Origin of the sequence: Capnocytophaga felis (assembly GCF_009684755.1) — a bacterium.
Lineage (GTDB): Bacteria > Bacteroidota > Bacteroidia > Flavobacteriales > Flavobacteriaceae > Capnocytophaga > Capnocytophaga felis.
On the sequence record NZ_BLBC01000004.1, the window covers coordinates 45,172 to 60,097 of the forward strand.

Sequence of the window (14,926 nt, forward strand, 5' to 3'; positions counted from 1 at the left end):
AACGAAATAATGGAAATATTATATAATTTACAACAGGAAATCAATCGATTATTCATCGCAGGAAGCAAATTCGCCAAAGGAGACCCTCGTTTACAAAAACATATCCCGACACTCAACAAGTTAGGCGAAAAAGCTCCTGTTTTTGCCAAATTAGCGAAAGATATTGAAGAACTAATTCAAGCAGACAGCCAAGAGTCGGCAGAAAAACTAATGGGAATTTCAACCCTTTTATATTCAGTGTTATACACTCAAGGACAGACCGTTGAAGCTGAGGTTACACAAAAAGAACAAGTGCCGAACGTTCCGCTTTCGCAAGTCAATACCGAATTTTCTTACTTACAACTGAAACCTGTAATTCAGGCTTTAACCACAAGTAATTCAGGTCGTTTAGAGATTCTGACAGATGCTTTTGAACGCAAAATCTTCAAAGATTCACGCACCTTTCCTTATTTGGATATTGCCTTGTCGGACAAGTATTCCGATTTATGTGATTTCATCGAGAAGGTAATTATTCCGTTTGCAGGCAAGGCAATTGTACCTTTTTTGGCGGAAGGATTCAAATATGAAGACAAAACCGAAAACGTGCGTCGTTTGCGATTGTTAAGCCGTTTTGAATACAGTGAACTTCCAACAATAATCGAGAAGATTTTTCAGGAAACGTTACCAAATCTGCAAGCCGAAGCCATTAATATCTTAAGTAATGATGTTAAAAATGAGGAATTTATAATAAATCTGACCAGTGATAAAAATAAAATTGTCAGAGGTGCGGCTTATCGTGCATTGGTAAAAATTGGTACGCATTCAAGTTTAGAGAAATTATACAATTTATACGCCAATAATAAAAACAAAACCAATCAAGCTCTTCTGGCGGAAGCTCTTTCTATCGGAAAAATTCCGTTTTTCTTCAAACAAACTTACAATTTGGTGCTAATTCACTTTGAAGAATTACTAAATATGGACAAATCCGACCAAAAAGCACTTAATAATGCTATGGATAGGTTCTGTACCGATATGGAACTATTCAAAAATAAGGATTATCCTGAGGTTTATGACTTTTTTGAGCGAATTTTTACCGATAAAACCTATGCGGAATTCATCAAAAAAGCAAAACTCCATCATTATGACGATACAATACACTCAAAAATCACTGAAGCCCTTAACACATTTGACAAACATCGTGTAGTTAATTTCTATGAACGAAATGTTGATAATCTTCCGTCAAAAAATTGGTATTATTCGGCGTGGTATAATTACTTTAGCAAAGCTGTGAATTTCTATCCGAAAGAAAAGATTTTTGATATTTTCAGTCCGCAATTTGAAAAGAGTATTTCAATGAGTAACCTCTACGGGCTTTTAACAAATAATAAAAATTTCAGTTACAACGAGTTGGAAATTTATACCGACAAAATAGACCCGAGATGGATAGAAATTTTTTCAAATCATATTAAAAATAGCAAAAAATGGGATTATTCATATCTCCAAGCTCTTTTTATTGTTAATAAAATGGAGTCTGATAAAGAGAAAGTGCGTGATTTGATTGAAATTATACTCCCAAAAGTGCCCCACGATGTGCGAATCCCATTGTATGAAGTCATAATGGAACAAAATTTCAAAGATAAATTCAAAATGATTTATGATTCCATTGAAAAAGCACCAAAAAATACTTACGTTTACGCATTTTCCAGAATAAAAGACATTGGTTTCTGGACGCAATTCCCGAGAGAATACGCTGAGAAATTCAGGAATTTGTACGAGAAAACAAAAATGGAAGTGTATAACGAAATTGCAGAAGAAATTGAAAGTCAAAAATAAATAATAAAAAAGCCAAATTAGAATTTCAAAATTTTAGTTTGGCTTTTTTCAAGATTCTTTACTTATCTATTAATAAAACATTGATTTCCTTAGAAATATCTGAAAAGAATTGAAAGAAATCCTGTTCAAAATCGGTTTCATTGTTTTGTAAGAATTGCGGAGCAAACTGCATTTTAGAGCGGAAATCAGTGCGTCTGTCCATTTGATAAAATATTTTTTCGATTCCTTGCACAGTTTGATAACTCTCCAACCAATTTTCCTTTATCATATAATAAATCAAATAATTAGCACGTTCATTAAGCAAATGTTTGTGTTCTTGTAACAACGCATAAAATTTCTCAACATACTCATTTAAAGGCATTTTTGAATATGTTTGCCAATTCTTAGCCAAAAAATAATCGTAAAAAATATCAACAATCACTCCTGAATAATGCCCAAACTCGGTAATTAATCGTTTTTTACTTCGTCTAAAAATGGGATGTTCATCTGTGAAAGTGTCTATTTTCCGATGGAGCAAAATTCCCTTTTGCATCATTTCCGGATAATGCAAATATTGCTTTCCACGAACAGTATCGGCAATAAAATTTCCTATCTTTAATAGGTCGTTATTTCCTGATAAATAAATGTGTGCTAAAAAGTTCAATTTCTCGAAGTTTATACGGGCAAAATTAAATAAAAATGTATTTTTGCAAAACGAACACACGATTTTCATAATTTTTTCATTATGCTTCGGTTTTTCCTCCTATGTATTATATTTGCAGGAAAACAAGTTCCTCTTCCTGATGAAATTGATTCAACAAACTAAAAAATAATATTTATATGTCAGATAAAAAACAAAATACATTACGACTTCCTGCCGAATTGCTATACGCTCACGAATTAGAAGCACTCAAAGCAGAAGATAAAAACGAAGAAAAACCTTTCGGGTGGCAACTTTCGCCCAAAGCGGTATTGAAATTTGTAATTGGCGGAAAAGCAAATGGCGTTGATATAACTCCCAAGTACATAGGACACAATCGCTTAGTCGAAATTGCTATCGCTACTTTGCTTACAGACCGCTCTCTTTTGCTTATCGGTGAGCCCGGAACTGCCAAATCTTGGCTTTCTGAGAACCTTACTGCTGCTATTTGTGGCGACTCCAACAAGGTAATTCAAGGAACAGCAGGAACCAGTGAAGAACACATCCGTTATTCGTGGAATTACGCGATGTTATTGGCAAACGGTCCTTCCAATGAAGCACTTATCAAAAGTCCTATTTACAGAGCGATGGAAACAGGTTCCGTAGCCCGCTTTGAAGAAATTTCACGATGTGCTTCAGAAGTTCAAGATGCTCTGATTTCAATTATGTCCGAAAAAACAATCGCAATTCCTGAACTTAGCAAAGAACTTCCTGCCCAACGCGGATTTTCTATCATTGCAACGGCAAATACACGCGACAGAGGTGTAAACGAAATGTCTTCTGCTTTAAAAAGACGTTTCAATATCATTGTGTTACCTTCTCCGGCTACGCTCGAAACCGAAGTTTCTATCGTAACCAAACGTGTTGCGGAAATCTCCAACAACTATCAACTAAAAGCCAGTTTGCCAACCAACGAAGCTATTGAAAAAATCGTTACTATCTTCCGCGAATTGAGAAAAGGGATGACTTTGGACGAAAAACAAAAATTAAAATCTCCGAGCGGTGTTATTTCCACAGCAGAAGCCATATCACTCATTACCAACAGTATGGCTTTAGCAGGAAGTTTTGGAAGTGGCTCAGTAACAGATGAAGATTTAGCATCAGGTTTGCAAGGGGCTATCGTAAAAGATGAAGACAAGGACAAACTCGTATGGAAAGAATATCTTGAAAACGTAATGAAAAAACGCGGTGCATCGTGGCGAGAACTTTATAACCAATGCTCAGAAATGAATGGGTAAAACTGCTCTCTTTTCAGAATTTTATTTTTTTTCAAAGATAATTATTTTCAATTGTAAATCATAATAAGTAATTCAATATGAATACTTTTGGAGTTCGCCATTTATCGCCCGGAGCTTCGTTTCATCTTCTGAAGTTTTTGGAAAAACACAAGCCAAAATGCATTTTGATTGAAGGTCCGTCCGATGCTACAAACCTTATCACATATATTGCCGAAAAAGGTGTAAAACCGCCCATTGCAATGCTTGGGTACACCACTGAACTGCCCATTGAAACTGTTTTGTATCCTTTTGCGAGTTATTCTCCGGAATATCAAGCCATTTGCTGGGGTACAAAAAGAAAACTTGATGTGCGTTTTATTGACTTGCCTTCGGAAATTATGCTAAAACTCCGACAGGAACGCAATCAGGAAGAGAATGATGAAAAAATCACTAATTATTATTCTTTTCACAATGGATTGTATGACCAACTCGCCAAACAATATGAAGAAACAGACTATGAAAGCTACTGGGAACGAAATTTTGAACATAATTTAAATGAAGATATTTTTCATCAGGGGTTAGGTTATCAATCTGAACAAATTCGGGAACTTGTCATAGAAAAAGAGTACGAATCCGTTCCTTATGATTTCTCCTACAATTTGATTCGGGAGTCTTATATGAAACGAGAAATTCAAAAAGCACTAACTTCATATAAACCTGAAGAAATTGTGATAATTGTTGGGGCGTACCATTTGGCAGGTATCCATAGTGATTTGCCTGCTATGACTGATGATGAGCTTAAAAAACTACCCCGAGCCACTTCCCAACTTACTCTTATGCCCTACTCCTATTTGCGTTTGAGCAGCAGAACAGGGTACGGAGCAGGCAATAAAGCTCCGTACTACTTTGAGTTGATGTGGCAAACAATGCAAAGTAATAATTTGCAGAATTTATCGGCTGTATATCTTTCAAAAGTAGCAAAAGAACTCCGAGAGAAAGGCGACAATGCTTCATCGGCGAGTGTTATTGAAGCCATCCGCTTGGCAAATGCTTTAACTGCAATGCGTGGAGGTACAATGCCTGTTCTGAAAGATTTACACGATGCTGTAATCACGTGTTTTGGTGGCGGAGAATTATCTCCTGTTGCAGAAGCTATCAACAGAGTTGATGTAGGAACAGCCATCGGAAGTCTGCCGGAGGGCATCAGTCAAACACCTGTACAAGAGAATATGAATCAGGAATTAAAACGCCTGAAACTTACTCAGTACAAATCGGCGGTAGCTCAGGAATTAACTCTTGACCTTCGTGAAAATCTGAAGGTAAAAACCAAAGAGGCTGCCTTTATCGACCTGAATCGTTCCATTTTCTTGCATCGTTTAAGAGTTTTAGGAATTCTTTTTGCACAAGAACAAAGAACATCACAAGATAGTGCTACTTGGGCTGAAAAATGGATATTACAATGGTCTCCCGAAGTAGAAATCCAAATCGTGGAAGCCAACTTAAAAGGAGAAACCATTGAAATTGCAGCAGCTTTCCACTTGAAAGAATTATTGAACGAATCTGATGATATTTCAGTTGTAGCTACCATTGTCCGACAAGCGTGTGAATGCCACCTAACAAGCTTATTTGAAAATGCTCTTAGTACGCTTCAGCGTTTACTTATTGATTCAAATAGCTTTACGGAAATTGCCAATGCCGCACACGAATTGGCTGTATTAGTGCAATATGGCAACCTTCGGCAATTTGATTTGGAACCTCTGAAACCCATCCTCCAACAATTGTTTTTAAGAGCTTCTCTTTTATTGGTAGATGCTTCATCTTGTGATGATAAAGCCTCAACAAATGTATTGCAAGCAATCAACACAATGGAATTCATTTCACAACAACAGTATGATTTAGTAGATGTTGAAACTTGGCAAAAAGAACTTTCACATCTTGCTTGGCGTGATGATTTGAATGCTCGGCTTTCAGGAGTTGCTTTCTCCATTTTGTTGGAACATAACTTAGCTTCAGAAGAAGATTGTGCTAAAGAAGTTTCTCGAAGGCTTTCCCCAGGAATTCCTGCCGATTTGGGGGCAAGTTGGTTCGAAGGGCTTTCGGGGAGAAATCGTTACGCTTTGCTCTCAAGAGTTTCGCTCTGGAAAGAACTTGACCTTTATGTTCAGCAATTAGATGATGACGAGTTTCTCCGCTCAGTAGTATTTTTACGCAGAGCTTTTGCTGACTTTGAACCTAATCAGAAAAACAGCATTGCAGAACTTCTGGGCGACCTATGGGGAACTGGTTCTGAAGCTACTGCTGAGGCTCTGCAAACTGAATTAACAGAAGACGAAACCTCAAAATTAGATGAGTTAAACGACTTCGACTTTGATTTTTAATTTTTTTGTCCTATTTTTGTACTCTAACTTTAAAAATTAAGACTATGTCATTTACATTACCTAAATTACCTTATGCTTATGATGCTTTAGAGCCTCACGTTGATGCTCGCACAATGGAAATTCATCACACCAAACATCATAATGCTTACACAACTAACTTAAATACAGCCATTGCCGGAACAAATTTGGAAGGAAAAACCATTGAGGAAATTCTTGAAAATTTGGATATGAACAATGGTGCAGTACGTAATAACGGAGGTGGTTTTTATAACCATAATTTGTTTTGGGAAGTGATGTCTCCTAATGGAGGAGGAAAGCCCTCAGGCGAATTAGCTAAAGCCATTGACAAAAAATTTGGAAGTTTTGATACCTTCAAGGAAGAGTTTACTAAAGCAGCGGCTACTCGTTTTGGTTCCGGATGGGCTTGGCTTTGTGTTCATAAAGGCGGAAAGTTAGAAATTTGTTCTACTGCAAACCAAGATAATCCGTTAATGCCTAACACAGGATGCGAAGGAAAACCAATTCTCGGATTAGACGTTTGGGAACACGCTTACTATCTAAATTATCAAAATCGTCGTCCTGATTATATTCAAGCATTTTTTAATGTAATTAATTGGGAAAAAGTAGCTGAATTATTCGCTAAATACAAATAATCAGAATAATTCATCATCAAAAAAAGCTCAAAAATCCGTAGATTTTTGAGCTTTTTGCTTTTCTATTCTTTTCTGTAAGGTTTTTCTATAATTTTACCACCTTTCCCAAAAACTTTGTGAATCAACTCTTTGAAAGTACTAAAATCAACCGAATAGGTAATCCCCGCCCCTTGCGTGTAACCAATCCTATCTAATAAATATTGTTGCCATTCATTCTCTCTGAAGAAGAATTTCGCCGTTAGATTTCCTGTTTCCGTCAAACGGAGCACAACTTCCGCATTTCCTGCCACAGCCGTCCTTGTTACACCACCGACAGGAATTCCCACTTTAGCATTTACCGAAGCCCACTCTGTAATCTGTGTAGAAAAAGTGAATCCCAACCGGTCACTATTGTTTATTTCCGAGGCACTATCTATCGTTCCTGCTTCGTATGAAACACCTAAATTTAATTTATTATCTTCATCTGAAAGCAGTTGATTGAAAAGCCCCGCAGCAGTTTCAAACAAATTGTGTGCAACCAAACGATTATCCGTATTTCGCTCACTCATAAATGAACCTTGTGCCAATAAAGAGAAGGCTTGTAATCGTTTGCGGTCTTCATCTGCCATTCTGTAATTCAATTCGGAAACCAAACTTGGGTTGCTATCCGGAAATGTGATATCAAATAGTGTTTCGGGTTGCATCAATTCTCCTTCAAGCTTGATTATCACTTGTGTAGGAATTTTTCTGTTATACTGAGACGATTCCAACAATACTGACGGATTGGCATTCAAAGTATAGGCTGCTTTCAAATCACGCAAAGTTGCCTTCAGCGGGTCACCACTCCAAGAAATAGAACCTCCGGGAAGAACCGTAAACCTTTTATCTATAATATTTTCAAATTTAAAATTGTAATAGCCTGAATATGTGATAAAGTCACCCCACATATTAAATTTTCCATTGGTATTGATTTCAATAAGAAGCGTTCCTTCCCCACGACCAACGAGATTACTACCTGTTTTCTTGTCCATAATGATTTCAACCTCAGCGTTGGGCATTACGTCCATATTAAACTTGAGTTCCAATCCCTTCACAGATTCCAAAGTGCGTTCTACCTTGATGTTTTTATTTCCCTTTTCAATAAAAGTTATGAAAGAATCATCACCAACTCCTTCTGAATCAGGAAGCGGAATTTTAAACTGAGTGCCTTCCTCTGTTTTAGCATTTACCGCTATAACAAGCTCATCTATAGCTCCTTTGATAGTTGCTTCTCCTTGTATGAATCCTGTTCCGTAGAAAAGTGCATCATCCGTATATTTTGTGTTTAAAACCAAAAATCGCTTTCCTTGAGACTTTAACGTTAAATCAAAAAACCAATCGGATAATTTACTGTGGCGTATGGAACCATCAAACAAAGCTTGAGTTTTGAAAGCTGTATCGGTAAGTGTCCAATTTTCGAGCTCAAAAGTTTGATTATTGATTTTTATCTTCGCATTATCCTGAAAATCAGCATTCAAATTCAAATACGTGATTCCCATTCCTCCTTTACGGATTGAAAGTTCTCCGTCCATCTTCGGATTTTCAATTTTTCCTTTTATATCAATCCCTCCTGAAAGCCAACCTCTTAAGTCGAATAAAATTCCTTCTGCAAACGGATTAAAAGGTGCTAAGTTAAAATCGTGAAATTTGGCTTTCAAATCCAATAAAGTTCCTTCTTTCCCGTCCAAATTTATTTTTCCTCCCATTTGGAAACCTCGCGTTTTTCCATTGACAAAATGAGCTGAAACATCGAAAGACGATAAATCATCATTCCCAAAAATGCTTGCTTCCAAATCACCATAATCGTATCCGTTCAAGCGAAAATACCGAATGAATAAATCAGATGACGGATAAAACAATTTACCTTTTTGAATCAGAGATAAATGTCCGTTCATTATTCCTCTCAAATCCAACCCTTTCATTTCGGGAGTAATTTTTTCCAAAGAAACATTGTTGGCTACAATATGAATATTTTTGTAATTGTTTTTGGTTACTATCCCACTCAGATTGATATGTTGATTACGGTGAGCCATTCTGAAATTATCAATCTTAATACTATCGGCAGTACGATTGATAATAATTTTATTTTGCTTATCGGAGTTATCTCGATTGATAAACCAAGCGTTTTCTTTAAAATTAAATAAGGATTTTTTCAACCCAATTATGGATTCCTGCTTCTCATTAAGTGTATGATAGAAATTCAATTCATAAACATCTTTTCCTGTTTCTCCTCCTTTGAATTCCGTTCGGAAAAACAGCGTATCCTTAATTGTTGCATTAATTAAGTTAAAATCATTTATGGTGTACATTCCCAAATCCACCTTTCCTACCTCAAAGAAAGCATTATAAAGCGGATTTTTATTATCAATTCGCAAATCAACATTATCTATTTGATAATCATACGCATTAATGTCAGGAGATTTTAATTGCATTTTAAAACTTCCTTCGTCGGCAACTATTTTTCCTTTTAAAATTGTGTTCTTACCAATTTTAACTTTAGGCACAAAAACCTCAACAATTTTATTGTATATATTAAAATTAAATTCAATATATTGATTGTCAGTTATTTTATAAGGTTTATAATGCGTATAAATACTTCCAAAGGCATTCTGCAGAATTTTTTTAGCTTCTGCCATTTTGAATTTTCCTTCTACTTTTCCGCTAATAATATCAGGTGAATTAATCGTGATTTTCTTTACCCCTTCCTTTGAAATTGTGGAAGTTACCTCAAAATCATTAAAAGAAAATACGTCGGCAGAATTGGTATATTGTGCATTTTTAAAGCTTATTGTACCAACAATATCATCCAGATTATTTCCCTGAATATCAAATACAATGCTTCCCTTCAGCTTTGAAATTGAATCCGATTCCATAAACTTGAGAGCGTGCAAATCTGCTACATCTATATTGGCTTGAAAATCAAATTTTGAATTATTTTTTGAAAAGTCCGCCAGACCACTAAAATTCATCTTCAGATTTATGTCATTGGCAGAAATTCTTCCGTTAAAAACCTTGTTTTTGAACTCTCCATCAACTGAAATATTTTTGTAATCATACCCATTGTAATGAAATGATTCTGCTTTTCCGTATGCTTGCATTTTTAAAGAAGCCAAGTCGAATCCGCTTCCTTTTACAGTCATATGTGCGGTTAATTTACCAAAAGAACGATCAGCAAGTAAAGCTCCAAAATCAAGCCCTTGCGTTGCTACCGTTCCCTTGTATATCATATCGTTAATATTTTCCAAATTGTCGAGCATTCCGTCAAGAGATGCATTTCCTTTGTTGGAACGTAACTCCAAATTTGCCTCCAAAGCCGAAGTTGTGTATAAAAGGTCACCGTGAACCGAAAACATTTCCAGACGTTGCACTTCAGAAGGAATATTTTGCCCTAATAATGTAGGCATTAACGTGGCCAAATCATTGTAAATAGATTCCAAATAAACGTCTTTTCCTTTCACAATAATTTTTTTCTTATCATCAAGTAAATTTTTGAAATTAAAATTCCCTTCAACAACCGTATTCTGATATGTAATTTCGCCTTCAGATACTTTCAAGTCGTTTAAAACCCCTTGTATTGATAAGTTTTTGATATTCAAAGATTTTCCTACTCCAAATCCGTTGTAAAAAGTGTTCAAATCTGTGGTTTCCAAACTTGCTTTTGAAATCTTGGCATCAAAAAGAACCTTATTTTCAAAATCATCAAAACCATCTTCAGTAGGAAACAATTTTACATATCCCTCAAGTGATGACTTATCTGTTTCAAAAAGTAAATTATCAACACTTATAAGCGAATCTGTGAAGGCAAAGTTTGTTTCTATGTTTTTAACATACAGATTTTTATCATATACAAAATTGGCTTTTTGGACATCAAAAAACACCTGTGAATCAAGAACCTTAAAATCCTTCAAATTGATATTCAGATTTTCCAGTTTAATAATGGAAGGGTCTTTTTTATTTTCGTCGGAAATGTAACAATTACTATTGGTTAGGTTAACAGATTTAGCTTCCATTATGAAACCTCCCGTACTTGGCTTGCCCGAATCAAATTTGGAAATAAACACATCCAAGTTAGAAATCGTATCTCCTTTATGGGTTTTCATATTGAAAATCAACCCATCAGCTTCAAGTTTTCCAAAATACAAATTCCCTTCAGTGAGTTGCCTGAAATTTAAAATGGAAGTCTCTAATTCTTTTGCAGCAATCAAAGTATCTTTTCTGAAATCATTGATTAACAATTGCTTGATAGCTACATTTCCGTTGATTTTTAAATGTACTTTCTCTATTTGTATATCTACGTCATAGTCATTATTAAGCCAATTTACTACCTTTTTAGCTATAAACGTCTGAGTTACAGGCAAAGCCAAAAGCAGAGCAATTACCCCCAAAATCAGGAGAGTAATCCATATAAATCGAAATACTATTTTACCAAATCTTTTGATTCTGAGCATCAAAATTTCCTTTATCAATTATGTGTTAGAGACCGCAAATTTAGATTTATTCTTCAACAGGTACAAGTTTTTTTTTAAGTATTTGCAAATCTATTGATTAAGCTATGAAATAATTCTTAATTGCAACTAAAGTGATACAACATCAAAAAACGGATGCTTCTATAGATGTAGAATTACAATTACAATCTGATCTTTAAACAATCATAAAACTTTTAACTTTATTAACATATTTCTGGGAAAACGATAAAAGTTTCTTCAATGACAAGGTTTTACCTTTTTAATAGATTTTACAAATTGCAAACCAGATATTTAGAATAATTCTAAAGAACATAATCCACTAAAAAAGCCAGATAAATAATTATTATTGACGTTAGAATTTCTTTAACTTATTGAAAAAGAAACAGACATAAATATATCTAAAAAATATTTTAAAAAATAATTGTTTTTTATTTCCATATGTCATACATTTGTAGTCCTCATTTTTTGAAGATTTGACAAAAAAGACAAGAAAAATACTTCTAAAGCAAGAAATAAATCTTTTAAAAGTCATTTCTTTTGAGAAAAGCTCAATGTATTAGAGAATAAAATTATTAATTTAAAGATGTAGATATGGTAAATTTGTTAAGAAAATCTGGACGTACAGGTACGAGATGGATTTTGCTTGCGTTGCTTACACAAGGATTTTGGACAGTCTCTGCCTCTGAAAAAATTGAGGCTCCGGCCACAGACATTCTTGTTCAACAGCAAACAAAAAAAGTTAGTGGTACTGTAACCGATGCATCCGGAGTTCCCCTACCCGGGGTTAGTGTTTTGGTAAAAGGCACAAGTGTTGGGGTGGCTACCGACTTTGACGGTAATTTTGAGATTAATGTTCCTGGGGACAAAACCGATTTGGTGTTCTCATACATCGGATTCAAAGAACAAACAATCAAAGTAAGTAAATCACAATCAGGTTTAAAAGTTGTTCTTCAAGAAGACGTTATGGAGTTAGAAGGTACTGTGGTTACAGCCTTGGGTATCAAACGTCAGGAAAAAGCCTTGAGTTACAATGTACAACAGGTAAAATCGGAAGAGCTTACCAAAGTAAAGGAGACCAACTTTGTAAACAGCCTTAATGGTAAAGTTGCCGGAGTTAACATCCAAAGAAGTGCTTCAGGGGTTGGTGGTGCTACCAAAGTTGTTATGAGGGGTTCTAAATCTCTTGATGGTAACAATGGAGTACTTTATGTAATTGATGGTGTTCCGATGTTCAACTTTCAGTCAAGAAAGGGAGGAGAAGGTAAGTTTTCTAAGCCAACTGGCGGTGAAGGTATTTCAGACATCAACCCTGAGGACATCGAAAGCATTAACGTTCTTACAGGACCATCTGCTGCAGCTCTTTATGGAAGTGAAGCAGCCAATGGTGTTATCTTGATTAACACTAAAAAGGGTAAAGATGGAAAATTAGAAGTAAATCTGTCAAGTGGTGTTGAATTTATGAACGTAGGGGTGGCTCCTAAGTTTCAAACAACATACGGAAGTAACCCAGGTTCATCTTCAAGTTGGGGTAAAAAATTAGATGCTCCATCTGATTATGACCCATTAAAATTCTTCAACGTAGGAACAAATATTAATAATTCTCTTACGCTTTCTACTGGAAATAAGCAAAATCAAACCTTTGTTTCTTTTTCTCAAACAGATGCGAAAGGGATTGTACCTAACAATGCCTACTATCGTTATAACATAGGTGCAAGAAACACTTCTTCTTTTTTAAATGACAAGTTGCATTTAGATATTAGTGCAAACTATATCCAACAAGGTGATCGTAATATGATCAATGGAGGTGGTTATTACAATCCTCTATTTGCATTATACCTAATGCCAAGAAGCTTAGATTATAGAGATTTTGAAGTGTATGAGCGCTACAATCCTTCAAGGGGAATCTATGAAAAATATAAAAATCCATACACTGATGAAAACGATAAAATAGGAAGCTTGTATGCGGAAAACCCTTATTGGATAGTAAACAGAGAGTTGTTCTTATCAAACAGAAAACGCTATATGTTCTCTGCAAGTTTAAAATATGATATTTTAGATTGGTTAAATATTTCAGGACGTGTACGTGTAGATAACTCAGAAAATACCTTGGAAGAAAAAATTTATGCAAGTACAACCATTTTGTTGGCAACCTCTGATAAAGGTAGATACTCAAATTCAAATTTAAAATATGACCAAAAATACGCTGACGTTATCTTGAGTGCTAACAGAAATTTTGGTGAAGATTTTAACTTGTCGGCTAACTTAGGGGCAAGCTATAATGACAGGTATAATCACGGTATATCAATCGGTGGAGCCTTATTATATGTACCAAACTTATTTTCGGCAAATAACTTTGACCCATCTAAATCAGGACAAGGACAAACCTATGACAGAAACAAAAACGTGGCTGCTTTTGCTAGTGCTGAGTTAGGATATAAAGGTATGTGGTACTTGTCTTTAACAGGACGTAATGACTGGTCTTCTCAATTGGTAAATTCAAAAGAACCTTCGTTTTTTTATCCTTCTGTGGGACTTTCTGGGGTAGTTTCAGAAATGGTCAAACTTCCTGAAATCATCAACTATCTAAAAGTTCGAGCTTCTTACACAGAAGTAGGTTCGCCAATTAGTAGAACAGGGCTTACCCCAGGTACCATTACTTATCAATTGACTGCGGCTGGATTACAGTCAAATTCAACATATCCTTATCCTGAGTTTAAAGCTGAAAGAACACGTTCTTGGGAGGCAGGTATGAACGCTAAATTATTTGGAGGTGCGCTAGGAATCGATTTAACACTTTATAAATCAAATACTTATAATCAATTCTTTGAACAAGAATTATCTAATTCTTCAGGGTTTACCAAATTCTTTATGCAAGCTGGTAATGTTGAGAATAGAGGGGTTGAGTTAGGCATCAACTTTGATAAAGAGATCATTAAAGATTTCAATTGGAATACCTCACTTACTTATACTAGAAACGTTAACGAAATCATAGAGCTTGTACGTGATTATAAAAATCCGTTTACGGGCGAGTTGATGAATTTCACAGAAACACGAAGAGGAGGATTTTTACTTAAAGAGGGTGGAAGTATGTCCGACGTTACCGTATCGGGAGTGCTATTAAGAGATAAAAACGGAGACTTGATAGAAAACAAATCAGGCAAATATCAAATTGATAAAACTCAAGAGATAAAAGTAGGGCGTTCAACTCCTGATTTTTCAATGGGTTGGAGAAATGCCTTTGCATACAAAAATTTTGATTTGAGTTTCTTATTCAACGGAAATTTTGGTGGAATAGTACTCTCAGGAACACAACCAATGCTTGATGCATTTGGTGTATCAGAGGCATCTGCCATAGCAAGAGATAATGGAGGGGTTGTTGTAAACGGAAAAAAATATCCTGCTCAAAAATATTTTGAAAGTATTGGAGGAGAGGAAGCTTCCTTAGGATACTACACCTACGATGCTACTAATGTTCGGTTGCAAGAAGTTTCATTGAGCTATTCCTTAGATGGTAAATGGCTTGATAACAAAATTAGAAAACTTACGTTCTCACTTACAGGAACTAACCTTTGGATGATATATAACAAAGCTCCTTTTGATCCTCAACTTACAAGTGGAACAGGAACGTATGCAGCAACTGAATTTTTCCAAATTCCAAGTATGAAAACTTATGGATTTAGCGTTAAATTACAGTTCTAAAACT

Annotated in this window: 7 protein-coding genes; 5 read left to right on the top strand and 2 right to left on the bottom strand. The window is 35.4% G+C overall.

Annotated elements, in window-relative coordinates; genetic code table 11:
* Window positions 1–9 precede the first annotated feature (9 nt).
* The gene (locus GN105_RS01150) at window positions 10–1,812 is read left to right on the top strand and encodes a HEAT repeat domain-containing protein (RefSeq protein WP_155283620.1); all 1,803 of its coding nucleotides are present in this window, start codon (window positions 10–12) and stop codon (window positions 1,810–1,812) included.
* 58 nt (window positions 1,813–1,870) lie between these two features.
* On the opposite strand, the gene GN105_RS01155 is transcribed toward GN105_RS01150, so the two are convergent.
* Window positions 1,871–2,455, bottom strand: coding sequence for an acyl carrier protein phosphodiesterase (locus GN105_RS01155; RefSeq protein WP_155283621.1), 585 nt, complete (start codon window positions 2,453–2,455; stop codon window positions 1,871–1,873).
* Window positions 2,456–2,631: 176 nt separating this feature from the next.
* Between GN105_RS01155 and GN105_RS01160 the strand changes: the two genes are divergently transcribed.
* The 3 genes from GN105_RS01160 to GN105_RS01170 all read left to right on the top strand — a co-directional run bounded on the left by GN105_RS01160 (window position 2,632) and on the right by GN105_RS01170 (window position 6,739).
* Window positions 2,632–3,729 (top strand): ATP-binding protein, encoded by a 1,098-nt coding sequence (locus GN105_RS01160; RefSeq protein ID WP_155283622.1) that lies wholly within the window; start codon window positions 2,632–2,634, stop codon window positions 3,727–3,729.
* A 77-nt stretch (window positions 3,730–3,806) separates the two neighbouring features.
* Complete coding sequence (locus GN105_RS01165; protein ID WP_155283623.1) at window positions 3,807–6,086, top strand: DUF5682 family protein; 2,280 nt, start codon at window positions 3,807–3,809, stop codon at window positions 6,084–6,086.
* 44 nt (window positions 6,087–6,130) lie between these two features.
* Window positions 6,131–6,739, top strand: coding sequence for a superoxide dismutase (locus GN105_RS01170; protein WP_155283624.1), 609 nt, complete (start codon window positions 6,131–6,133; stop codon window positions 6,737–6,739).
* A 62-nt stretch (window positions 6,740–6,801) separates the two neighbouring features.
* Here the strand turns inward: GN105_RS01170 and GN105_RS01175 are convergent, their stop codons facing one another.
* Complete coding sequence (locus tag GN105_RS01175; RefSeq protein ID WP_155283649.1) at window positions 6,802–11,148, bottom strand: translocation/assembly module TamB domain-containing protein; 4,347 nt, start codon at window positions 11,146–11,148, stop codon at window positions 6,802–6,804.
* A 666-nt stretch (window positions 11,149–11,814) separates the two neighbouring features.
* Between GN105_RS01175 and GN105_RS01180 the strand changes: the two genes are divergently transcribed.
* A complete protein-coding gene (locus GN105_RS01180) occupies window positions 11,815–14,922 on the top strand; it encodes a SusC/RagA family TonB-linked outer membrane protein (protein ID WP_155283625.1) in 3,108 nt (1,035 codons plus the stop codon).
* Window positions 14,923–14,926: the final 4 nt, after the last annotated feature.

Coding starts and splice junctions, on each gene's coding strand:
- GN105_RS01150 (WP_155283620.1), top strand. CDS start 10: ATGGAAATATTATATAATTTACAACAGGAAATCAATCGATTATTCATC.
- GN105_RS01160 (WP_155283622.1), top strand. CDS start 2,632: ATGTCAGATAAAAAACAAAATACATTACGACTTCCTGCCGAATTGCTA.
- GN105_RS01165 (WP_155283623.1), top strand. CDS start 3,807: ATGAATACTTTTGGAGTTCGCCATTTATCGCCCGGAGCTTCGTTTCAT.
- GN105_RS01170 (WP_155283624.1), top strand. CDS start 6,131: ATGTCATTTACATTACCTAAATTACCTTATGCTTATGATGCTTTAGAG.
- GN105_RS01180 (WP_155283625.1), top strand. CDS start 11,815: ATGGTAAATTTGTTAAGAAAATCTGGACGTACAGGTACGAGATGGATT.